The organism is Rhodospirillaceae bacterium (assembly GCA_018662005.1).
Lineage (GTDB): Bacteria > Pseudomonadota > Alphaproteobacteria > Rhodospirillales > JABHCV01 > JACNJU01.
In genome coordinates this window covers 72,062-94,776 of sequence record JABJHA010000037.1, presented here as the reverse complement: position 1 = coordinate 94,776, position 22,715 = coordinate 72,062, and the positions used below count along the sequence as shown (strand labels likewise).

General features: G+C 52.5%; 21 protein-coding genes. 16 read left to right on the top strand and 5 right to left on the bottom strand.

Annotation, left to right across the window (positions count from 1 at the left end; all coding sequences use genetic code 11):
• Positions 1-136: 136 nt before the first annotated feature.
• The 15 genes from rpsB to gloA all read left to right on the top strand — a co-directional run bounded on the left by rpsB (position 137) and on the right by gloA (position 15,109).
• A complete protein-coding gene (rpsB, locus tag HOL66_14570) occupies positions 137-1,108 on the top strand; it encodes a 30S ribosomal protein S2 (GenBank protein ID MBT5245458.1) in 972 nt (323 codons plus the stop codon).
• Positions 1,109-1,180: 72 nt separating this feature from the next.
• Positions 1,181-2,104, top strand: a complete 924-nt coding sequence (locus tag HOL66_14565) for an elongation factor Ts (GenBank protein ID MBT5245457.1) — start codon at positions 1,181-1,183, stop codon at positions 2,102-2,104.
• Between the two features lie 143 nt (positions 2,105-2,247).
• A complete protein-coding gene (locus HOL66_14560; GenBank protein ID MBT5245456.1) occupies positions 2,248-2,973 on the top strand; it encodes a UMP kinase in 726 nt (241 codons plus the stop codon).
• A gap of 33 nt (positions 2,974-3,006) precedes the next feature.
• Positions 3,007-3,576 carry a ribosome recycling factor gene (gene frr / locus HOL66_14555; protein MBT5245455.1) on the top strand — a complete coding sequence of 190 codons (570 nt, stop codon included), beginning with the start codon at positions 3,007-3,009 and terminating at the stop codon, positions 3,574-3,576.
• Between the two features lie 21 nt (positions 3,577-3,597).
• Positions 3,598-4,335: an isoprenyl transferase gene (locus tag HOL66_14550; protein MBT5245454.1), complete on the top strand. Its 738-nt coding sequence runs from the start codon at positions 3,598-3,600 to the stop codon at positions 4,333-4,335.
• A gap of 40 nt (positions 4,336-4,375) precedes the next feature.
• The gene (locus tag HOL66_14545) at positions 4,376-5,197 is read left to right on the top strand and encodes a phosphatidate cytidylyltransferase (GenBank protein MBT5245453.1); all 822 of its coding nucleotides are present in this window, start codon (positions 4,376-4,378) and stop codon (positions 5,195-5,197) included.
• Positions 5,194-6,390: a 1-deoxy-D-xylulose-5-phosphate reductoisomerase gene (locus tag HOL66_14540; protein MBT5245452.1), complete on the top strand. Its 1,197-nt coding sequence runs from the start codon at positions 5,194-5,196 to the stop codon at positions 6,388-6,390. The genes HOL66_14545 and HOL66_14540 overlap by 4 nt, the downstream gene beginning before the upstream one ends.
• Before the next feature lie 74 nt (positions 6,391-6,464).
• Positions 6,465-7,583 (top strand): RIP metalloprotease RseP, encoded by a 1,119-nt coding sequence (gene rseP / locus HOL66_14535; protein MBT5245451.1) that lies wholly within the window; start codon positions 6,465-6,467, stop codon positions 7,581-7,583.
• Between the two features lie 99 nt (positions 7,584-7,682).
• Positions 7,683-9,893: an outer membrane protein assembly factor BamA gene (bamA, locus tag HOL66_14530; GenBank protein ID MBT5245450.1), complete on the top strand. Its 2,211-nt coding sequence runs from the start codon at positions 7,683-7,685 to the stop codon at positions 9,891-9,893.
• A 9-nt stretch (positions 9,894-9,902) separates the two neighbouring features.
• Complete coding sequence (locus tag HOL66_14525) at positions 9,903-10,460, top strand: OmpH family outer membrane protein (protein MBT5245449.1); 558 nt, start codon at positions 9,903-9,905, stop codon at positions 10,458-10,460.
• Positions 10,461-10,477: 17 nt separating this feature from the next.
• Positions 10,478-11,500, top strand: a complete 1,023-nt coding sequence (gene lpxD, locus HOL66_14520) for a UDP-3-O-(3-hydroxymyristoyl)glucosamine N-acyltransferase (protein ID MBT5245448.1) — start codon at positions 10,478-10,480, stop codon at positions 11,498-11,500.
• A 41-nt stretch (positions 11,501-11,541) separates the two neighbouring features.
• Complete coding sequence (fabZ, locus tag HOL66_14515; protein MBT5245447.1) at positions 11,542-11,958, top strand: 3-hydroxyacyl-ACP dehydratase FabZ; 417 nt, start codon at positions 11,542-11,544, stop codon at positions 11,956-11,958.
• A gap of 1 nt (position 11,959) precedes the next feature.
• On the top strand, positions 11,960-12,760 hold the full coding sequence (gene lpxA / locus HOL66_14510; protein ID MBT5245446.1) for an acyl-ACP--UDP-N-acetylglucosamine O-acyltransferase: 801 nt from the start codon (positions 11,960-11,962) through the stop codon (positions 12,758-12,760).
• A complete protein-coding gene (lpxB, locus tag HOL66_14505; GenBank protein ID MBT5245445.1) occupies positions 12,750-14,705 on the top strand; it encodes a lipid-A-disaccharide synthase in 1,956 nt (651 codons plus the stop codon). Before lpxA ends, lpxB begins: the two co-directional genes overlap by 11 nt.
• Complete coding sequence (gloA, locus tag HOL66_14500) at positions 14,702-15,109, top strand: lactoylglutathione lyase (GenBank protein ID MBT5245444.1); 408 nt, start codon at positions 14,702-14,704, stop codon at positions 15,107-15,109. Before lpxB ends, gloA begins: the two co-directional genes overlap by 4 nt.
• Here gloA and HOL66_14495 read toward each other — a convergent pair.
• Both HOL66_14495 and HOL66_14490 read right to left on the bottom strand, forming a co-directional pair.
• A complete protein-coding gene (locus HOL66_14495) occupies positions 15,106-16,425 on the bottom strand; it encodes a citrate synthase (GenBank protein ID MBT5245443.1) in 1,320 nt (439 codons plus the stop codon). The genes gloA and HOL66_14495 overlap by 4 nt on opposite strands.
• 60 nt (positions 16,426-16,485) lie before the next feature.
• Positions 16,486-17,883 carry a glutamate--tRNA ligase gene (locus tag HOL66_14490; protein ID MBT5245442.1) on the bottom strand — a complete coding sequence of 466 codons (1,398 nt, stop codon included), beginning with the start codon at positions 17,881-17,883 and terminating at the stop codon, positions 16,486-16,488.
• 188 nt (positions 17,884-18,071) lie between these two features.
• Here HOL66_14490 and HOL66_14485 point away from each other — a divergent pair, with 188 nt between their 5' ends.
• Positions 18,072-20,171, top strand: a complete 2,100-nt coding sequence (locus tag HOL66_14485) for a DUF4131 domain-containing protein (GenBank protein ID MBT5245441.1) — start codon at positions 18,072-18,074, stop codon at positions 20,169-20,171.
• Between the two features lie 43 nt (positions 20,172-20,214).
• Here HOL66_14485 and lexA read toward each other — a convergent pair whose 3' ends face one another.
• The 3 genes from lexA to HOL66_14470 all read right to left on the bottom strand — a co-directional run bounded on the left by lexA (position 20,215) and on the right by HOL66_14470 (position 22,714).
• Entirely contained in the window at positions 20,215-20,925 is a 711-nt protein-coding gene (lexA, locus tag HOL66_14480; GenBank protein MBT5245440.1) for a transcriptional repressor LexA, read from the bottom strand.
• Between the two features lie 152 nt (positions 20,926-21,077).
• A complete protein-coding gene (locus HOL66_14475) occupies positions 21,078-22,292 on the bottom strand; it encodes a molybdopterin molybdotransferase MoeA (GenBank protein MBT5245439.1) in 1,215 nt (404 codons plus the stop codon).
• Positions 22,289-22,714, bottom strand: a complete 426-nt coding sequence (locus HOL66_14470; GenBank protein MBT5245438.1) for a VOC family protein — start codon at positions 22,712-22,714, stop codon at positions 22,289-22,291. The genes HOL66_14475 and HOL66_14470 overlap by 4 nt, the downstream gene beginning before the upstream one ends.
• Position 22,715: the final 1 nt, after the last annotated feature.

Here is a 22,715-nt window from a genome sequence, read left to right as displayed (position 1 = left end):
GCACGAAAACCAAGTGCAAATTCACACGCGGGCTTAAGCGGCCCCAGCGCAAATTCGCTGGAATTCGTCGCTCCGGTGTTCGATTTTATCGAACGACGCCCGTGGAGGATCAACCGGAAAAGAAGGAGTAGCCACAATGGCTCTACCTACGTTTACAATGCGCCAGCTTCTGGAAGCAGGCGTTCACTTTGGACACAATACACGTCGCTGGAATCCCAAGATGGCTCCGTACATCTTTGGCGTTCGCAATGGCATTCACATTATCGATTTGCAACAGACAGCACCGCTGCTTTATCGCGCCATGACACTGGTTCGCGACACGGTCGCCGGTGGTGGTCGCGTGTTGTTTGTTGGCACCAAGCGCCAGGCATCCGAACGCGTTGCTGAAGCCGCCAAGCGTTGCGGTCAGTACTACGTCAATCACCGTTGGCTCGGCGGTATGCTGACCAACTGGCAGACAGTTTCAAAATCCATTCGCCGCTTGCGCGAACTCGACGAGATGTTTGCTGGCGATACGGTTGGACTGACCAAGAAGGAACTGCTGCGTTTGACCCGTGAGCGCGACAAGCTCGACCGGGCCCTGGGCGGTATTAAGGAAATGGGCGGCAAGCCCGATGTCATGGTCGTTATCGACACCAATAAAGAAGGCATCGCTGTTGCCGAAGCCAACCGGCTGAACATCCCGGTTGTTGCGGTTATCGATTCCAACAGCTCGCCTGACGGTATCGACTATCCGGTTCCGGGTAACGATGACGCCCTTCGCGCCATTAACATCTATTGCGAACTGATCGCCGGTTCCGTCCTTGACGGCATCCAGCAGGAAGTCGTCGCATCAGGTGGTGATCTTGGCGAGAAAGAAGTGACGCCTGTTGAGGACCTGTCCGCATCCACCCCGGTTGAGGAAGCCGCCCCTGCTGCAGAGAAAAAACCTGTTGAGGCAGCACCTGCCGTTGCTGAGGAAGCCGCCCCTGCTGTAGAGGAAAAACCTGCTGAGGAAGCACCTGCCGTTGCTGAGGAAGCCACTCCTGCTGCAGAGGAAAAGCCTGCTGAAGAAGCTCCGGCCGCTGCAAAAGAAGAACCCGCAGAGGACGCCAAGGCTGACGCCTGATTTGAAATTGTTGGTGGGGTCGGTTATCCCGACCCCACCCATAATCAACATTTTTTATAAGTGAGGAATAACATGGCTGAGATTACTGCCAGTCTCGTCAAGGAACTGCGTGAGATTTCCGGCGCCGGCATGATGGATTGCAAAAAGGCGCTCAGTGAAACCGATGGTGTCCTGGAACAAGCCGTCGACTGGCTTCGTACCAAGGGCCTTGCCGCCGCCGCCAAGAAGGCCGGTCGCGTCGCATCGGAAGGACTTGTCGGTATTGTTGCCGAGGGCACCACCGGCGCTGTTGTTGAGGTTAATTCCGAAACGGATTTTGTTGCCCGTAATGATGATTTTCAGGCATTTGTCTCCAACGTTGCCGGTCTTGCGGGTGATGCTGGCGACATTGACACGTTGAAAGCGGCCTCCTATCCGGGCGAAGATCGCACCGTTGAAGAGCAAATGACCCATATGATCGCCACGATTGGTGAAAACATGGGTTTGCGCCGGATGTCTATACAAAGTGTCGATAGTGGCGTTGTCGCCTCATACGTCCATAATGCTATTTCTGCCGGCCTTGGCAAAATTGGTGTACTGGTCGCCCTGCAATCGGACGCCGACGCAGACAAACTATCCGCCTTGGGCAAGCAACTGGCCATGCACATCGCCGCTGCTGCGCCGCTTTCAGTCTCTCAAGACGATCTGGACCCGAGCGCTGTTGAGCGTGAGCGTCAGGTATTGAGTGACCAGGCGCGTGAATCCGGAAAACCCGAAGAAATTATCGAAAAGATGGTTGAAGGCCGCATTCGCAAGTTCTTTGAAGACGTCTGCCTGCTCGATCAGGTTTACGTGGTCGATGGCGAAACCCGGGTTTCAAAAGTTCTTGAAGATGCCGGTAAGGAACTGGGTTCCGCCGTCACCATTACCGGTTTCACCCGCTTTGCACTGGGTGAAGGCATCGAAAAAGAAGAAGAAGACTACGCAGGCGAGGTTGCTGCCCTCGCAGGCGCCTGATCACGCACCTTTTTCGCCCCGTTATAAGCCGATATCGGCGTGACGGGGCCGATTAAGGGCGGGAAGCCAAAAAAACAAAGACCTCGCCCCTGAGCTTGGTATAATGCTGGCAACAATTTATAGCAGTGTGGAAGTGCCCGATCATGCCGTCTCAGCCGAAATACCGACGTGTCCTGTTAAAGTTGTCGGGTGAAGCGCTTATGGGGCCTAAGGAATTTGGCCTCGATTCTGAAACTGTTGAACGCATCGCCAGCGAAATTGCCGCTGTTCATAAAATGGGTGTTCAGGTTTGCCTGGTCATTGGCGCGGGCAATATTTTTCGTGGTGTCGCCGGCACCGCTGCGGGCATTGAGCGTTCCAGCGCAGATTACATGGGGATGCTGGCAACCGTCATTAACGCCCTTGCCATGCAAAGTATTCTCGAAGGCCATGACATTCAAACCCGTGTTTTGTCGGCTATTCCAATGGCCACGGTTTGTGAACCTTATATTCGTCGGCGCGCCGTTCGCCATATGGAAAGGGGGAGGTTAGTGATCTTTGCCGCCGGAACGGGTAATCCTTTTTTCACCACCGACACGGCCGCCGCCTTAAGGTCGGTCGAAATGGACTGTGATGCCTTGTTGAAAGGAACCCAGGTTGATGGCGTTTACAGCGACGATCCCAAAAAGGTTGCTGATGCCGAACGTTATGAGCGGTTGAGCTATCAGGATGTTTTAAGCCGTAATTTAAAGGTCATGGATACATCCGCCATCGCCCTGGCGCGTGAGAACACGGTTCCAATTCTTGTTTTTTCAATTCACAATCCGGGAGCTTTTGCAGAAGTGGTCAATGGCGAGGGTACCTTCACCATCATTTCGCAAGATGATTGACCGGTTCGCTGCGGGGGGAAAAGGATAAAGCAAATGAGTTCAACCGATATTAACAGTACAAAGAAAGACGTCAGCCGCCGTATGGAAGGCGCTATTACTGTTCTGCATCAGGAGTTTGGTGGTCTGCGCACAGGCCGGGCATCGGCCAGTCTTTTGGAACCCTTGATGGTTTCTGCATATGGATCAGAATTACCGATGAATCAGGTGGCCACGATCAGTGTTCCCGAACCCCGCATGTTGACGTTGCAGGTCTGGGACAAAAGCATGGTCAAGGCGGTCGAAAAGGCCATTATGGAATCAGGGTTGGGTCTGAACCCCGGTTCGGACGGGCAACTCGTTCGGGTTCCCATACCGGCCTTGACTGAAGAACGCCGCGTTGAATTATCCAAAATCGCCGGTAAGTATTCAGAAGATGCTCGCATCGCCGTGCGCAATGTTCGTCGCCACGCTATGGATGAATTGAAGCGTAGCGAGAAGGACGGCGAAATTTCCGAGGATGAACATCATGACTATGCCAAGGAAATTCAGGATATTACCGACGATTTTATCAAAAAAATTGATGACACGTTGGCTCACAAAGAACAGGAAATCATGCAGGTTTAACCGGTGAACCCATCCGATCCTATGAAGGCCGTCCCTGTTGACAGGGGGAACCAGGCCAGTCCTCCTGTCCATGTCGCAATTATCATGGATGGCAATGGACGCTGGGCGAAAAACCGCAATCTGCCAAAGGTTGCGGGCCACAAACGCGGGGCTGCTGCCGTTAAAACGGCGATCAAGAGCGCTATCGAGGCCGGGGTTTCTTATTTGACCCTTTATGGATTTTCTTCGGAGAACTGGAAACGTCCCTCAAGCGAGGTCAAGGACCTTATGGGATTGTTGCGATTTTATCTAAAAAGTGAAATTTCCATTTTACACAAGGAAGGTGTCCGCTTCTGCGTCATTGGTGACCGCAAACGTTTAGATGACGATATCGTCAAGCTGATTGACGACGCCGAAAAACTGACGGCCGCCAATACCCGGCTTATCCTCTCAATTGCCCTAAGTTATGGCGGCCGGGCGGAAATTACCGAAGCCGCGCGAAAACTTGCAGAAAGGGCTAAAGCCGGTGAAATCGACGTGCAGGACATTGATGAGGATATTTTCGCAAGCAGTCTTTACACCGGTGATATTCCGGATCCGGATATTCTGATCAGGACCAGTGGTGAACAACGAATCAGTAATTTCCTGCTGTGGCAGCTTGCCTATGCTGAATTTGTATTTTTGGATGTTTTGTGGCCGGATTTCTCTAAACAGGACTTTGATCAGGCGATCTTGTCATTCCATGGCCGAAATCGGCGTTACGGCGCGACCAGTGAGTGAATTCCGCAATAGAAATTTACTCATTAGAATTTTGTCGGCAATGGCAATGATACCGCCTGTTCTTGCCGCCACTTACATGGGGGCTCCCTATTTTAATATATTGATCGCCGCCGCCGCCGCCGCCATGGCCTGGGAATGGTGTGGCATGATAAACGGCGGACGCTTTAATTATGAAGGATGGGTGCTGACGTGTGGGCTTGTCGGAGCAGTTATCGCCGCTTCGATGGGTGCTTACACACATTCTTTATTTGTTTTGGGACTCCTCGGAGCTTTGCTTGTTGGTATCAGTGAGGCCAGAAGGTTGACTACTAATTTACCGCTCCATTCAGACCAAATGGATCAGGCCGTTAATCCGAAGCGTACCATGTGGATGGTTGTCGGGGTTGTGTACATTGGCATTCCCTCGCTGTCGCTGATCTGGATCAGGAACGACTGGGAAAATGGGTTGCTGACTGTTTTCTGGTTACTGGTTCTGGTTTGGGCCGCCGACAGTGGCGCTTACGCCGCTGGTCGTTTGATTGGTGGCCCGAAAATGGCTCCTAAAATCAGCCCGAATAAAACCTGGGCCGGTCTTGGTGGTTGCGTTGTCGCTGCTGCCATAGCTGGCGCCGTCATTGCCCATGTGGCGGCCCTTGAGCACTTCGGAATGATCAAAGCACTACTTGTCAGTGCCTTGGTGGGACTGGTTTCCCAAGGTGGTGATCTTGTAGAGTCGGCCGTCAAGCGCCACTTCAAGGTTAAGGATTCAAGTCAATTGATCCCTGGCCATGGTGGCGTTCTGGACCGGGTCGACGCACTACTGGCGGCAATTGCCGCCGCCGCCTTGATCGGTTTTTCCAACAGGTTCGTGTTGATATCATGACCACATCCGGTTCTCATTCCCAAGCGGCAGTCATCGCCCAAACGCATGTCAGGTCAATTTCCATCCTTGGATCAACGGGGTCAGTCGGCTCCAATACCATCGACCTTGTGATGCGCACACCGGAACGCTTCAACGTGGTCGCACTCAGTGCCAACCGCAATGTCCAGTTGTTGGCCGAACAGGCATTGTCTCTTAACCCCCAAATCGCTGTGGTTGCAGACCCTGATTGTTACGGAGCGCTGAAGGAGGCTCTTTCGGGATCGGGTATTGAGGTCGCTGCTGGGCGGCAAGCCCTGATTGAAGCGGCCATGCGGCCGTCGGAGTGGTTGATGGCTTCGATTGTCGGTACAGCAGGGCTTGAACCCACCTTCAAGGCCGTAGAACGGGGTGCGATTATCGGCCTTGCCAACAAGGAATGCCTTGTTTCAGCCGGTGATGTGATGATTGGCGAAATCAAACGCCATGGCGCCACCTTGATCCCGGTTGATTCTGAACACAGCGCTATTTACCAGGTTTTTGATTTTGATGATCCGGGCAAGGTCAGCCGTATTATCTTGACTGCATCGGGCGGTCCGTTCAGGGATAAATCCTTAAGCAAAATGGCGGCGATGACGCCAAGTCAGGCAAAAGCCCACCCTAACTGGGATATGGGAGCAAAAATTTCTGTCGATTCAGCAACCATGATGAACAAGGGACTGGAACTCATCGAGGCTTACCATCTGTTCCCTGTCCGTGAAGATCAAATAGAAATTCTGGTTCATCCGCAGTCCGTTGTTCACAGCATGGTCGACTATGTTGATGGTTCCGTATTGGCCCAGATGGGGACCCCGGATATGCGCACCCCCATTGCTTATGCGCTTGGTTGGCCCCAGCGTATGGAAACGCCTGCTCCGCGTTTGCAACTGGAGGAAATAGCCAGCCTGACGTTTGAACTTCCTGACGAAGAACGTTTTCCGGCCCTCAAATTGGCCCGTCAGGCCCTGAAAAAGGGTGGAAATGCCCCAACAATATTAAATGCAGCCAACGAAATTGCCGTGGATGGTTTCCTTTCAGGACGGATTGATTTCCTTGAAATTGCCGCAATTGTCGAAAAGACTCTGGAATCTGCACCGCATTTTGAGTTAGGAACCCTTGGTGATGTTCTTGACGCTGACGGCGGTGCTCGTGAAATCGCCAAAAGTTACATCAAATAATAACCCTGTATAAAGAGTGGGGCGAGGCTTGGTTAAGACCTGAAGCCCCTTAAAAAGACTGAGTTACTGTAGAAATGATTATCGATTACGTTATTCCTTTTTTGGTCGTTCTGACCATTCTGGTTTTTGTTCACGAGATGGGACATTTTCTCGTTGCCCGCTACAACAACGTCCGGGTAGAGGTGTTTTCCATCGGCTTCGGCAAGGAATTGTTCGGTTTTAATGATACCCATGGAACCCGGTGGAAATTTGGCGCCATCCCACTTGGCGGATACGTCAAGATGTTTGGTGAAGGCGAAAGCATCGAAGAGGGGGAGAACGAGCGCCAACTGACCGACGAGGAAAGGGCTGTTTCCTTCCATCACAAGCGACTAGGGCAAAGGGCGGCCATTGTTTTTGCCGGGCCACTGGCCAACTTTGTCTTTGCGGTGGTCGTTTTGTCGGGCCTTTACTACATATCGGGGGCGCCTAACCCGCTGGCCGGGATTGGAACGGTTCAGGCAAGCAGCGCTGCCGAAAAGGCAGGGATCAACGCCGGTGACAGGGTCATCATGATCGCTGGACAGGAAGTTAAATGGTTCGAGGATCTTCGCCAAATTGTGATGGCCAACCCGGGCGTGCCCTTGTCTATGGAAATTCTTCGCGGCGATACGCAGATGACCCTGGTGGCGACACCAAAAGCCCATGTTATCCAGGAAAATGGCGTAGAACAGGAAATTGGCCTGCTCGGCGTCACGCCTAATCCGGAAATGGTAGAATTTGAAAAATCTGACTTTTTCGGTTCCATTGTTATGGGCAGTGAAAGAACCTACGCGTTGACGGTTAATATCCTGTCATCTGTTGGAAAGATGATTACGGGGTCGGTTTCAAGGGAAGATCTGGGCGGACCCCTTAGAATTGCTCAAATTTCGGGACAAATGGCGCAAGGCGGCATGGCTAATTTAGTCTTCTTTTTAGCCGCATTATCGATCAATCTTGGCCTGATTAACCTGTTCCCTATTCCCATGCTGGATGGCGGACACCTGCTTTTTTACTTTTTTGAGGCTCTTATCGGACGCCCGATCAATGAAAAAGCTCAAGAATACAGTTTTCGTTTCGGGTTGATTCTGGTATTGCTCCTAATGGTTTTTGTAACTTGGAACGATATTGTCCAGCTTAAGGTTTTTGAATATTTGAAAAACCTGGTTAGCTGATAACTAATTGAATCCTAGGGGGTTTATGTGGGACGCCTGTTTCGCGTCATAATTTTTGTCTGCTTTACGCTTGTTTCCGGGCTTGCGCCATCTGTTTCCATGGCGCAGTCGGAACAGGGCGGGGTCGTGCGCGAAATCGTCGTTGAGGGTAACCAGCGTATCGAGGCGGGCACAGTACTGTCCTATATGCTGCTTAAGGAAGGCGACGCCTTTGACAACCGGCGCATAGACAGATCGTTGAAAAGCCTTTTCGCTACAGGACTTTTCGCCGATGTGACCATGCGCCGTCAGGGCGAGTCATTAATTGTCAATATCATTGAAAACCCGGTCATCAACCGCATTGCCTTTGAAGGCAACAGCAAGCTTAAAGATGATGATCTTTCCGTCGAATTATCACTCAGGCCTCGGGTTATCTATACCCGCTCGAAAGTACAAAACGATGTGAAGCGAATTTTGACGCTTTATCGCCGCAAGGGACGTTTTGCTGCAACGGTCGAACCCAAAGTTATTCAGTTGGAGCAAAACCGGGTTGATCTGGTGTTTGAAATCAATGAAGGGAAATGGACGGAAGTTCGCAATATTCGTTTTGTCGGCAATCGGGAATATAGTGATGATCGCCTGCGTGAGATAATCAGGACGCGTGAAACCCGCTGGTACAGGTTCTTTTCTTCCGATGATAACTACGACCCTGACCGGTTGGGGCTAGATCGGGAATTGCTGCGCCGCTTTTATCTGAGCGACGGTTACGCAGATTTCAGGGTTTTGTCTTCTGTTGCAGAATTAACGCCCGACCGAAAAGATTTTTTCATTACGTTCACTATTGAAGAAGGCAACCGCTACACCTTCGGTAAAGTGGATATGGATATCAGGTTGCTAGACCTAAAGGCCGAAGACGTTCAACCGAGCATCGGTGTTGAAGGGGGCGACTGGTACGACGCAGAGTTGGTCGAAACAACAATCGACACGATGACAAACGATATTGGCACCTTGGGCTTTGCTTTTGTCGCCATTCGTCCCCGTATCAACAGAAACAGGGAAGAGCGTACCGTCGATGTGACCTTTGAAATTAACGAAGGCCCACGCGTGTTTGTTGATCGCATCGACATTGAGGGCAATGTCAGAACCGCCGATGAAGTCATTCGTCGTGAATTCCGCCTGGTTGAAGGTGATGCATTCAATCCTTCCAAGCTGCGCCGTTCCAAGCAACGTCTTCAAAACCTTGATTTCTTTGAAAAAGTTGAAATGGAACAAATTCCAGGTTCCGAACCAGACAAGACGGCGGTCAAGGTCGAGGTAGAGGAAAAATCTACAGGTTCCCTTTCCGTCGGGTTTGGGTTTTCAACGACCAGTGGCGCCTTGTTTGATGTTGGCGTTACGGAACGCAATTTGATGGGTAAAGGGCAATACGCAAGTGTTAGCGCACAGATTGCGGCGCGCCAGTCCCGTATCGATTTAAGCTTTACCGAACCCTATTTTCTAGATCGCGATATTGCCGCTGGTTTTGACCTTTTCCACACCAGTACGGACAATCAGGATGCCAGTTCCTATAACACCAAACAGACAGGTGGAAACCTGCGGGCGGGCTATTCCATATCAGAAAACTTACGCCAAAGCTGGAAGCATTCCCTTAAACAAATAGAAGTTGAAGATGTTCCCTCCAGTGCTTCACAGTACGTTCAAGATGCTGCCGGCAAGGATTTCCTTTCGGAACTGACCCATGGTATCGCCTACGACAAACGCAACAGCTCAACATTTCCGACCGATGGCTATATCCTGCGTATGAATAATGCGCTTGCCGGTATCGGCGGGACGAAACGTTACTTGCGCAACACTATTGATGCTGCACAATATTACCCACTATACGACCAGTGGATTCTTTCTTTTACTGGCAGTGTCGGGCATATTGTCGGCATTGGTGAAGATGTTGATTTACTCGACCGTTTCTTCATTGGCGGTGACAATCTGAGAGGCTTTGCGACTTCCGGTGTCGGGCCAAGGGACAAGTCGACGAAGGATGCCCTTGGCGGGGAATGGATGTACAGGGGAAGCACAGAACTTACCTTCCCGCTTGGATTACCAGAAGAGTTAGGCCTTGCGGGCAAACTGTTTACCGATATTGGCAGCGTCGGAAAATTGAGCCCCAGCGGGTCGGATGTTCATGATACGGGGAGTTTGCGCGTATCAGTCGGCACCGGTGTAACATGGGTCTCTCCATTCGGCCCGATTGCCGTTGATTTTGGGGTGCCGGTAATCAAAGAAGATTTCGATGAAGACGAAAATGTTCGCGTTAATTTCGGCACCAGATTTTAGGAGTTTCTCGTGAAGAAAATATTATCCCTCTTGGCCCTTATGGGGTTGATATCTTTAACTCCTGTAAATGAGTCTTTAGCACAGGATGCGACCACCGGAATCAGGATAGCGGTCATTGATATCAATATGATTCTGCGGGAAGCGGCGGCTTTTAAATCCATTCGCCAGCAAATTGGCGCCTATCGTGATACCTTCCAAAGTGAAATTCAAAAAGAGGAAGAAACCCTGAGAAAAGGAAATCAGGAACTGGCTCGGCAAAGGACATTATTATCAGCCGAAGCCTTTGCAGAAAAGCGCCAGGAATTTGAGGCAAAAGTTGTTGCTGTCCAACGCCTTGTTCAACAACGTAAACAGAACCTCGACAAATCCCAGGCCCAGGCGATGGGGCAAATCCAGGATGTGCTGAACGTCATTGTTACCGAATTGTCAGTAGAGCAGAAAATTCCGCTGATTTTGCGCAAAGACCAAACTATCCTGGCAGGTACGGCATTGCAGATAACCAAACAGGTGCTCGAGCGCCTTGATGCAAAAATGCCATCCCTTACGGTTCCCGATCCGGCTAAATAAAAGGGCAAAACCCGGTTATGGCCGATCCAGTTTTTTTTAATGTTAACGGGCCATTTTCCCTTAAGGAACTGGCAGAGATAGCTGGCGGACAACTGTCCGATGGCGCTGATGGCGATGCTATGTATAGTAACGTGGCACCCCTTGGCGAGGCGGCGAGCACTGACATCAGCTTTCTGGATAACAAGCGCTATATCGAAAGCTACTGCACAAGCGCTGCGGGGGCTTGCATCGTTGATCCTTCGCTGGCATCGAAAGCACCAGATGGTATGGATTTGGTCCTGATGGATGATCCTTACCGGGGCTACGCAAAGGTCGCCCGGGCTTTTTATCCGCTGGCTCCGCTCGAAGAAAATATATCCGATAAATCCAGCATTGATGGAACCGCCGACATTGGTGACGGTTGCAGAATTGATCCGGGAGTTTCTATCGGTGCGGGCGCGCGTATCGGGGAGGCTTGCTGGATTGGCGCCAATACGGTCATTGGTGCAGGAGTTAGTATTGGCAGTAATTGCCGGATCGGCCCCAGCGTTACCCTTGATTTCACGCAAATTGGCTCACAGGTCATCATCCATACTGGAGTTCGTATCGGCCAGGATGGATTCGGCTTCGCCATGGGACCACAAGGTCATTTGAAAGTGCCCCAGCTGGGTCGGGTAATTATTGAGGACGATGTTGAAATTGGCGCGAATTCGACGATTGACCGCGGCACCGGGCCTGATACGTTTATCGGTGCTGGTACGAAAATTGATAATTTGGTCCAGATCGGCCATAACGTTCGTCTTGGCAGGGGCTGTGTTGTCGTCGCACAGGTCGGAATTTCAGGTTCCACCCGTGTTGGGGATTTCGCCGCTATGGGTGGTCAGGTCGGGATCGCTGGCCATCTTGAAATTGGTGCTGGTGCTCAAATCGCAGCTCAAAGCGGGGTCATGCGCAATATTGACCCGGGGCAAAAAATCGGTGGATCCCCCTCGCAGCCGTTCCGTGAGTGGATGCGTGGTATAGCGGCAATAGAAAAATTGTCCAAAAAGAAAGGTAGCTAGCCGTGTCTGAGGAAGTAAACGATATCGACATCGTGCGGATTATGGAGATGATACCGCATCGATATCCCTTTTTGATGATTGATAAGGTCACAAAGGTCATTCCTGACGTCAGTGCCATTGGCATCAAAAACGTGACCATTAACGAGCCTTTTTTTCAAGGCCATTTTCCCGGCCATCCGGTCATGCCAGGTGTCTTGCTCATCGAAGCAATGGCGCAAACATCCGCCGTACTGGTCATTCAAACCATGGGTGTCGAGTCAGAAGGCAAGCTGGTTTATTTTATGTCCGTTGACCAAGCCCGCTTCCGTAAACCGGTAACTCCTGGTGATTGTCTTTCGATTACGGTTACAAAATTGAGAAGCCGGGGCAATGTCTGGAAATTCAAGGGCGAGGCGCGTGTTGGCGAAACCCTGATGGCGGAAGCAACTTTCGCCGCGATGATTGTGGATAACGAATAAAATGACTGAAATTCATCCAACTGCGGTTATCGCAGAGGGCGCCGATATCGGAAAAGATGTTGTCATTGGCCCTTATTGCATCGTCGGCTCTGAGGTTAAACTTGGCGATGGCGTTGAGTTGATTTCCCACGCCATCGTAGAAGGCATCACCAGCGTTGGTTCCAATACCCGCATTTTCCCTTTTGCCTCCATCGGACACCAGCCACAGGACTTAAAATATGGCGGCGAACCTTCCAGACTGGAGATTGGTTGCAACAACGTTATTCGTGAACATGTGACCATGAATCCTGGCACCGAAGGTGGCGGCATGTTGACCAGTATCGGCAATAATTGTCTGTTTATGGTCGGTGCGCACGTTGCTCACGATTGTCAGATCAAGGATCACGTTATTCTCGTCAACAACGCCACCCTGGGTGGCCATGTGATGATTGATGAGTGGGCAATTATCGGTGGCTTGTCAGCCGTTCACCAATTTGTCCGTATTGGTCGCCATGCCATGGTTGGCGGAATGTCGGGCATTGAAAATGACATCATTCCCTATGGTTCGGTAATTGGAAACCGTGCCCGCTTGCAGGGATTGAATGTGGTCGGACTGAAACGCCGCAACTTTGACCGGGAAACCATTCACGAACTGCGTAGCGCATACCGACTGTTATTCGCCCAAGAAGGCACGATGGCGGAACGGCTGGAAGATGTCGCCGAAATGATGAGCGATATCGAACCGGTTATGGAAATTGTGGATTTCATTCGTGCCGATTCGTCGCGTTCAATTTGCCAACCCAGTCTGGAAGATGCAGCCTAAATTAGGGGTCATCGCTGGTGGTGGCGAGCTGCCTGCACGTCTTATCCGGTCCTGTAGGGAAACAGGGCGGGAATTCTTTGTTATTGCCTTTGAAGGGCAAACCGATCCTGCCATTTTTTCCAATGACGTGCCTCATGCCTGGGTCCGCATAGGGGCGGCAGGAAAAACCCTGCAAGTTCTTCGTGACGCCGCTGTCAAAGAAATTGTCATGGCTGGCGCCATTAAAAGACCAAGCCTGAAAGACCTGCGTCCAGATTTGTGGGCGACTAAATTTTTTGCCGCCAGTGGGGCGGCCTCGCTAGGTGATGACGGTCTGCTGAAAGCCTTGATCAAGGCGCTGGAAGGTGAAGGCTTTGGCGTTGTCGGGATTGATCAGTTACTGCCTGATATCATCGCTCCCAAAGGCGTCTATGGGGCCGTTTCACCATCGGAAAATGACCTTGCCGACATAAAGCTCGCCAGACAGGCCGCCTTGTCAATCGGGGCCGCTGACAAGGGGCAGGGCGCGATCGCCTTTGAAGGCAAGGTTATTGCTGAAGAAGATGCCGATGGCACCGATGCCATGATCGGGCGTTCAGGAAAGGGCGGAGTGCTTGTCAAAGTCAGCAAACCTGGTCAGGAAACCCGTGCCGACTTGCCCACCATCGGGGTCACAACCGTTGATGCCGCCGCCCGGGCCGGATTAAAAGGGGTCGCGGTTGAAGCTGGCAGGGCGCTTGTTGTCGATATGAAGGCTGTTGTCGAAGCCGCCGATCGTCAGGGCCTTTTCGTCATCGGTATAGAAGCAGAAAGCACGCTGATATATGTGATCGCGGGTGAGGCCTCCGGCGATATTCTGGGGGCCCGCTTGATGGCCCAGCTAAAGGATAAAAAGGACGACATTCAATTCGCCGGTATCGGCGGTCCGAAAATGATTGAGCAGGGGTTGCAAAGTCTTTTCCCCATGGAAGAACTGTCACTTATGGGGATTGCTGAAATCCTTCCGCACATACCAAAACTTATGGGGCGTATCAAACAAACCGTGGCGGATGTTTTAAACAAGAAGCCACAACTACTGCTGACCATCGATGCGCCGGGATTTTGTTTTCGGGTCGCCAAAAAATTAAAGGGAAGCAATATCAAGCTGGTTCATTACGTCGCCCCTTCGGTGTGGGCATGGAAGCCGGGGCGGGCGAAAAGGGTGGCGGCGTTCCTGGATCATTTGCTGGCCCTGCTGCCATTCGAGCCGCCCTACTTTGAACGCTTTGATCTGCCGACAACGTTTGTCGGCCATTCGGTGGTCGAAGGCGATGCCGATAATGGCGACGGGGAGGCTTTTCGCAAGCGTTTGAATATTGATAATCAGACACCTGTTATGGTGCTGCTGCCGGGGTCGCGCCGTGGTGAAATTGAAAAACTGTTGCCGGTATTTTGTCAGGCTGCCCAAATAGTGTCGGCCAGCCATGAAGGTATAAAAATTATCATACCGACATTGCCATCCTTGTCGGAACGTATCGCCGGAACTCTCAAGGACTGGCATATTGATGTTCAGATCGTTGAAGGGGACAGGGATAAGTTCGGTGCCTTTGCCGCGGCCGACATAGCCCTTGCCGCTTCGGGAACCGTCGCCCTTGAACTGGCAATGGCTGGCGCCCCAACGGTTATTGGCTACAAGGTTCACCCCCTGACGGCATGGCTTGTCAGGAAGATGATCAAGACCCCCTATGCTAATTTGATCAACATCGTTCTTGGCCGCGAAGCCGTGCCGGAATTATTACAGGAAAAGTGCCGCCCCGACTTATTGGCCGCAGCTTTAAGCGGGCTGCTTGATGATGAAAGTACTGCAAGTCAGCAAATAGAGGCCGCCAATCAGGCCCTCAAGCAATTGGGTCGGGGTGGTCCATCGCCATCGGGCCGGGCCGCCGAAACAATAATATCGATACTTGAAAAGGAACCAGCATCATGACCGCCGACACCGAAAAATTCCGCTTGTTACACACCATGATCCGGGTGTTGGATCTGGAAAAATCAATTGATTTCTATTGCCGCCATCTGGGCATGAAGCTGATGCGTCGAACCGACTATCCCGGCGGTGAATTTACCCTTGCCTTTGTCGGCTACGGTGACGAAACAACCCACGCCGTGGTCGAGTTGACCCATAACTGGGGTCAGAGCGAGCCTTATGAAATTGGCGGCGGCTTCGGCCACCTGGCCATTGCCGTACCGGACATTTACGGTGCCTGTGACGGTATGCGGGCCGAAGGGGTAACGATTAGCCGCGAGCCGGGCCCGATGCAACACGGGACCAGCGTCATTGCCTTCATCGAAGACCCGGATGGTTACAAGATCGAACTTGTCGAAAAATCTTAAGTACGATCTTTCATCTCGACAAAATCACGCTCGACTTCACCAGTGTAAAGCTGGCGCGGACGACCGATTTTCTGGGTCGGGTCCTCGATCATTTCATTCCACTGGGCAACCCAGCCGACGGTTCTGGCAACAGCGAACAGGACCGTGAACATGGATGTCGGGATGCCCATGGCGCGATAGATGATGCCTGAATAGAAATCGACGTTCGGGTACAGTTTCTTCTCGACGAAGTATTCGTCCTCGAGGGCAATGCGTTCCAGTTCCATGGCCAGATCAAGCAACGGATCATTCTCGATACCAAGATCACCAAGCACCTCATGGGCTGTCTGGCGCATAATCTGGGCGCGTGGATCGAAGTTCTTGTAAACCCGGTGGCCGAAGCCCATCAACCTGAACGGATCGCTCTTGTCCTTGGCCCTTTTGATGTATTCGGGAACCCGGTCTTTGGTGCCAATTTCATCAAGCATGTTAAGCACCGCTTCATTAGCACCGCCGTGGGCTGGCCCCCAAAGGGAAGCAATGCCGGCTGCGATACAGGCAAAAGGATTGGCCCCTGATGATCCTGAAATCCTGACTGTCGAGGTCGAGGCGTTTTGTTCGTGATCGGCGTGCAGGATCAAAATACGGTCCATGGCGCGGGCCAGGATCGGGTTGACGACATATTCCTCACAGGGGTTGGAGAACATCATGTAGAGGAAGTTTTCGGAAAAACTAAGGTCGTTTTTAGGATACGTAAACGGCATGCCGATGGAATAACGGTATGCCGTCGCCGCGATTGTCGGCATCTTGGCGATCATCCGCGTCGAGGCGATAAAGCGGTGCTTGGGGTCATTGATATCGGTGCTGTCATGATAGAAGGACGACAGGGCCCCGACGACACCGTTCATAATCGCCATGGGGTGGGAGTCACGTCTGAAACCGCGGAAGAAATAGTTGATCTGTTCATGCAGCATGGTGTGATACATGATCCGGGTTTTGAATGTACTAAATTTATCTTCGGTTGGCAGGTCACCATAAATCAGCAGGTAGCAAACTTCGAGAAAATCAGATTTTTCCGCCAGTTGATCAATCGGGTAACCGCGATAACGAAGAATACCTATATCGCCGTCGATGAAGGTGATGGCGGATTCACAGCTACCCGTCGATGTGAAGCCGGGATCGAATGTAAAACACCCGGTCTCTGAATACAGCTTGCGCACATCAATGACATCAGGACCGGTCGTTCCTTTTAGGACATCCAGATCATAGGTATCGCCATTGCGGTTATCTTTTAGGGTAAAGGCATTTTTTTCCACGGGCGTTGGTGCGTCAGACATTTATGATCCTCCAGTTAGCGATTTTGTCAGCCGGTTTGATTATACACAATTTTTTGATACTTAAAGAACGTCATCTAGACGCCCCAGGGTCTCTTCGCGTCCCAGTACATCCATCACTTCAAAAATACCCGGCGAAACATTTGAGCCGCTCAATGCGGCGCGCAGGGGTTGCGCCAGTTTGCCAAGTTTAATGTCCTTGTCTTCGGCCAATTTCTTGACGGTGTCTTCCATCGCTTGCTGGTTCCATCCTTCAAGGGCGGCAAGGGTGGCGCGCAGGGAAGCAATCTTCTCAAGCCCGTCATCGGCGAGAAGTTTTTGGGCCTTTTCATTCATCTGCAGGGGCCTGGGGGCGATGTAGAAAAAGGCGCTATCGCTTAATTCGATCAGGGTCTTGGCGCGTTCTTTCAGGCCGTCCATGGCTTTTGCGAGCAGTTCCATTTCCGCCCCGGACAAGTCCCGGCCAAGGCGCTCGCCTAAAGCCGGTGCAATCAGTTCTACAAGCCGGGATGATGACGCTTCGCGCATGTATTGGGCGTTGAGGCTGGTCAGTTTGGCGACATCAAAGCGCGATGGCGATTTGCCGACCCCTGCAAGGTCGAACCACTCAATGGCCTTGTCGGTGGGGATGAACTCTTCATCACCGTGAGCCCAGCCAAGGCGTAGCAGGTAATTACGCATGGCTTCAGGCAGGAAACCGTCGTCTCGATAGGTTTCAACACCCAGCGCTCCGTGGCGTTTGGAAAGTTTCGCGCCATCGGCCCCGTGAATAAGGGGAATATGGGCGAATTCAGGGACGTTCCAGCCCAGCGCTAGGTAAAGCTGGTACTGGCGAAAGGCGTTGGTCAGGTGGTCATCTCCACGGATAACATGTGTGACACCCATATCGTGGTCATCGACGACAACGGCCAGCATGTAGGTCGGGGTACCATCGGCGCGCAACAGAACCATGTCATCAAGCTGGTCGTTAGCAACCTTGACCTGACCCTGGACCAGATCATTGATGATACTCTCACCCTCCCGGGGGGCCTTCAGGCGGATAACCGGATCAACACCCACGGGCGCATCTTCAGGCGATTTATCACGCCAGCGCCCGTCATAACGCATGGGGCGGCCTTCATTACGGGCCAACTCGCGCATTTCAGTAAGTTCTTCGGGCGAGCAATAACATTTGTATGCCTTGCCATCCGCCAGTAGCTGATCAACCGCTTTGCGGTGCTCATCAGCGCGGGAAAATTGCGAGATCGCCTCGCCGTCCCAGTCCAGTTCCATCCAATTCATGCCGGCGTAGATGGCCTGAACCGCCTCTTCCGTTGAGCGTTTGCGGTCTGTGTCTTCAACCCGCAGCAGGAATTTACCACCATGATGGCGAGCGAAGAGCCAGTTGAACAGGGCCGTGCGAGCACCGCCAATATGGAGGAACCCTGTCGGGGAAGGCGCAAAGCGTGTAATGATCGTCATGAAGGTATCAGTTTCAAAAATGGGAACATTTGTGATTTGATAGTGAAGGAAGCCTGTGAGGCCTCCGGGAATCATTATTTATCACATTCTGTTAGCAGTTGCAGCAAAATATTTTCAAAATGGTGGGTAAGCTGCTGAAAACAAGCAATAAGTATAGATTATTTTTTGAACGGGAACAAAGTCGCCTGGTGCTTTGGACGCCTGTAGCGTTGGGCGCGGGAATTGCCTTTTATTTTAATCTGAACGTCGAACCGCCGCTGTGGTCAGGGGTTTCATGCTTGCTTGTCATGCTGCTTGCCCTGTTTATGACCCGGGGCCGCGATACGCCGCTTTTGGCTGTTGTGTGCATAAGCGTTTCCCTTGCCTGTCTCGGGTTTGGTGCGGCTCAGTGGCGGACCGCCTTTGTCGGCGCTCCGGTTCTGATCAGGGCGGTGGGGCCAACCAGTGTTGAGGGACGTATCGTCAGATTGGAAATCAGGATTAAGGGGGACAGGGTAACCCTGGAAAAGCCAAGGATCGGCGGGGTTGGCCCTGAAATGACGCCTGAAAAAATCCGTATCGTGTTGAGCGGGACACAACCGGCCTTACAGACCGGCGACTGGATACGGGTCCGCGCCAAATTGGCACCACCGCCGGGCCCGGCCGCACCTGGTGCCTTTGATTTCCAGCGCCGACTGTATTTTTCAGGAATCGGCGGTGTTGGTTTTTCTTACGGAGCGGCCAAGGTGACAGCAAGGGCCAGTGATGTCAGTTCACCAAATCCGCTACATGCGACATTGTTGAGCCTGTCACGGTTGCGCAGTTTGATCGGCAAGCGTGTTCTTGAGGCATTTGCGGAACCTGACCAAATAGCCCAGGGTGCGGTTATCCAGGCGTTGATGACTGGTGAGCGCGGGGCCATACCTGAGCAGGTGCTTGTGGATTTTCGGGATTCCGGAATTGCCCACCTTCTGGCTATTTCCGGCCTTCATATTGGCCTAGTTGCGGGAATCGTCTTCGTAGGGTTCAGGGGCTTGTTAGCGCTTTTTCAACCCCTGGCGCTTACCTATCCAATAAAGAAATGGGCGGCGCTTATGGCCCTTGTTTGCGCATTTTGCTACGCCCTGATTGCCGGGGCGACTGTACCGACAATGCGGGCGTTTCTCATGATCGGGGTGGTTTTGCTGGCTGTTGTCTTTGAACGCCGGGGCCTGTCACTCAGGCTGATCGCCTTTGCAGCCTGCGTTATTCTGTTAATCAAACCAGAAAGCTTGCTCGGGGCCAGTTTCCAGTTGTCATTTGCCGCCGTGACGGCGCTTGTCGCGGCTTACGAGGCACTGTCGGAAAGTCGGTGGAGAAAAGCAAGAAGCGGCAAGGGCAGGGGGTTAACCTCACAATTGCTGCTCTATATTGGCGGTGTCGCCTTGACAACCCTGATTGCCGGATCGGCGACGGCGCCCTTTGCCGCTTTTCACTTCAACCGGTTTGCCGACTTTAGCCTCGCCGCCAATCTGCTGGCGGTACCGCTCACGGCTCTCTGGATTATGCCCTGGGCCGTGGTTGCCTTCGCCCTGATGCCGTTCGGGCTTGAATATCTGGCCCTGGTGCCCATGGGGGCCGGGGTTGGCGCGGTGATAGACATTGCCCACGAGGTCGCGTCATGGCCCGGTGCGGTAACATTGCTTCCGGCCATGGAAACCTGGGCCCTGGCCGTAATTACCCTTGGCGGCCTTTGGTTCTGCTTGTGGCGAAAAGCATGGCGATGGTTCGGCTTGTCAGGAATTGTCGCCGGGCTGGCTTCGCTGCTTTGGGTGCAAAGCCCGGATATTCTCATTGATGGCAAAGGCCGCTTGTTGGCGCTTGGGAATGATGACGGAAAAATATCTGTCTCCTCCCTGAAAACAGCGAAATTTACCCGCGATGTCTGGCTCAGAAGGGCGGCCCAGGATCAGGCAAAGCCATGGTCAGAATTGGAAAATGAAAAACCGGGAACGCTGAGTTGTGATCTCCTTGGCTGTATTTATCAGATCAGAGGACAAAACGTTGCCCTTGTCCGCCGTGTCGGGGCTGTCGAGGAAGATTGTCGAAGCGCCGATATCGTGATCGCAAGTGTACCAGTTCGCATTGCTTGCGCTCACCCGCGGCTGGTTATTGATCGCTTCGACTTATGGCGCAATGGTGCCCACGCTTTCTGGTTTGAAGACAACGGCACAGTCCGTGTTGAAACAGTCAATACAAGCAGAGGAAAAAGACCCTGGGTGCATCGGCCGACAAGACGCACGCCCCCGGCAAATGAACCTGGAACATAGATTTTCAGGACTCCTGATTTCGCGGAGGTGACGGAGGTTTTTTCTAATACTTGCGCAGCAAGCCGACAAGCTGGCCCTGTACCTTTACCCGGTCAGGGCCAAAAATACGGGTTTCAAAATCCTTGTTGGCGGCCTCTAAGGCGATTGAATTTCCCTTACGACGCAAGCGTTTCAGGGTTACTTCTTCATTGTCGATGATGGCAACGACGATAGCGCCGTTTTCGGCATTGTCAGCGTGACGGATAATCACCGTATCGCCATCGTGAATGCCTTCATCGATCATCGACTCGCCATCGATTTCAAGTGCGTAATGCTTGCCCTTGCCAATCATGTCGGCCGGGATAGCAATTGAGTTTGATGGGTGATCAACGGCTTCAATAGGCAGCCCGGCGGCAATTTTCTCATAGCGGGGAATGTGCACGGTACCACTCTCGTCAACAGAACTTGAAACCGGTTCCGCCCCGGATATTTTAAAGTCGCCCTGAATAACGTTGGGTTTGAAGCCCTCGTTTTCCGTGCGATTGCCCGTGGGTTCCATATTTTCAGGACGGCGCAGAATTTCAAGGGCGCGGGCCCGGTGTGGCAATCGGCGGATAAAACCACGCTCTTCAAGCCCGGTGATCAGGCGGTGAATGCCGGATTTTGAGGCCAGTCCCAGTGCGTCTTTCATTTCATCGAAGGAGGGGGATACGCCGCTTTCCTTAAGACGTTGATCGATGAAAAGCAGAAGTTCGCACTGTTTTTTCGTTAACATGATGGACGGCTCTCCGCTAAAGAGGTTTTCCACATCCTGTATGCCGTTTAAGGACATCATCAAGATATAGAACAAAAGCAAAACGTTATTAATGTTGTACTTTTGTTCTCATCGCCCGTCAAGGCACAAAATTGCCCTTATGGGATGTTTTTTTAGAGTGAGAGCACGGAACCGCGCAGCAGCATGATATCAACCCGCTCTCCGGCCTTAACCGGTTCGGCATGGGGTTTTCTGACGATCAGGCAATCGGCTTCGGCGAAACGAGCCTGCATGGCGCTGTCCTGTTTACTAAACGGCATAGCGACAAGCTCCCCCTCGGGCCCGCTTTCAAGACGGGCGCGAAGGTAGTCCTGGCGCAGGTCGTTGGCGTCAATATCCTGGCCCAGGACAACACTTTGCAGGGGGGTTTCGTCAGCTGATATGCCAAGCATAATGGCCAAGGCCGTTTTAAGAAAAAGCATGGAGCAGACGCCGGTAGAAACCGGATTTCCCGGCATTCCGAAGACGACCAATTCATCAATCTTGCCAAACAGCAACGGTTTGCCGGGACGCATGGCGATTTTGTGAAAGATCTGTTTTAAGCCCTTTTCCTTAAGCACCTTGCCAACCAGATCATAATCGCCGACCGAAACCCCGCCGATGGTGACCAGAACGTCACAGTCCATGGCCCCTTCAAGGGCTGCGTGCAATTGCTCTTCACTATCCCCGGCAATTCCCATAACGACCGGCTCGCCACCCATGGCGATGACGTAGGAATGCAGCGCGAAACTGTTTGACGAGATAATTTGCGACGGGCCAAGCACGTCCCCGGGCATGGCGACTTCGTTACCGGTTGCCAGAATGGCGACGCGGGGTTTGCGGCGTACCGGAAGCGAGGCCAGGTTCATGGCCGCAGCCAGGCCGATGTGACGGGCGCCAAGAACCGTCCCGGCCTTAATCAGCACATCGCCATCAGCAAAATCCATTCCGGCAGCGCGAACGAAATGATTGGTGGGGACACTTTGCTCAATGGTGATGTCCTGACCATCGGCGTTTGTGTTTTCCTGCATTTGCACGGCGTCGGCGCCATTTGGCAGTGGTGCTCCGGTAAAGATACGGACGGTCTGGCCGCTGCCAAGCGTGCCGGTGAATCCACCACCGGCCTGGGACTCACCGATCTGTTTGAGAACAACCGGGGAATTTCCCGTATCGGCGGCGCGCAGCGCGTAACCATCCATGGAGGAAACTGCAACCGGCGGATGTGACAGGCGAGAGGCCAGGTCTTGGGCCACGACACGACCCAGACATTCAAGCAGGGGAACGTTTTCAATCCCCGTCGGCGAAACGTTTTCTGAAACCAGTTTCAATGCCTCGGATACAGGGGTCATTTGGGGATTTCCAGTCTTCCGTCTTCAAGGATGGGGAAGTGTGGCACCCAGGAAATTTCCCAGGGATGACCATCGGGGTCGGCGAAATACCCGACATAACCACCCCAGGGCATTTCCACAGGGCTTGCCAGTATGGTCGCGCCAGCTTCTTTCACTTCATCCATAAAATGGTCGACCTCCTCGCGGGAACGGGTGTTATAGGCAAGGGTGATGCCGCCGGGTACGGGCTTGTTTTCAGTCAAACCACTATCCTTGCTCAAATTTGACTGGCCATACAATCCGAACATCCAGCCACCCATGTCAAAAAAAACAACCTCGTCCATGCTTGCGCTTGAAGCCGTCCAGCCTAAACGTTCATAGAAGGCCCTTGCCGTTGCCACGTTGGCGACGCCCAAGGTGACAAGGCTGATGCGCTGTTCCATC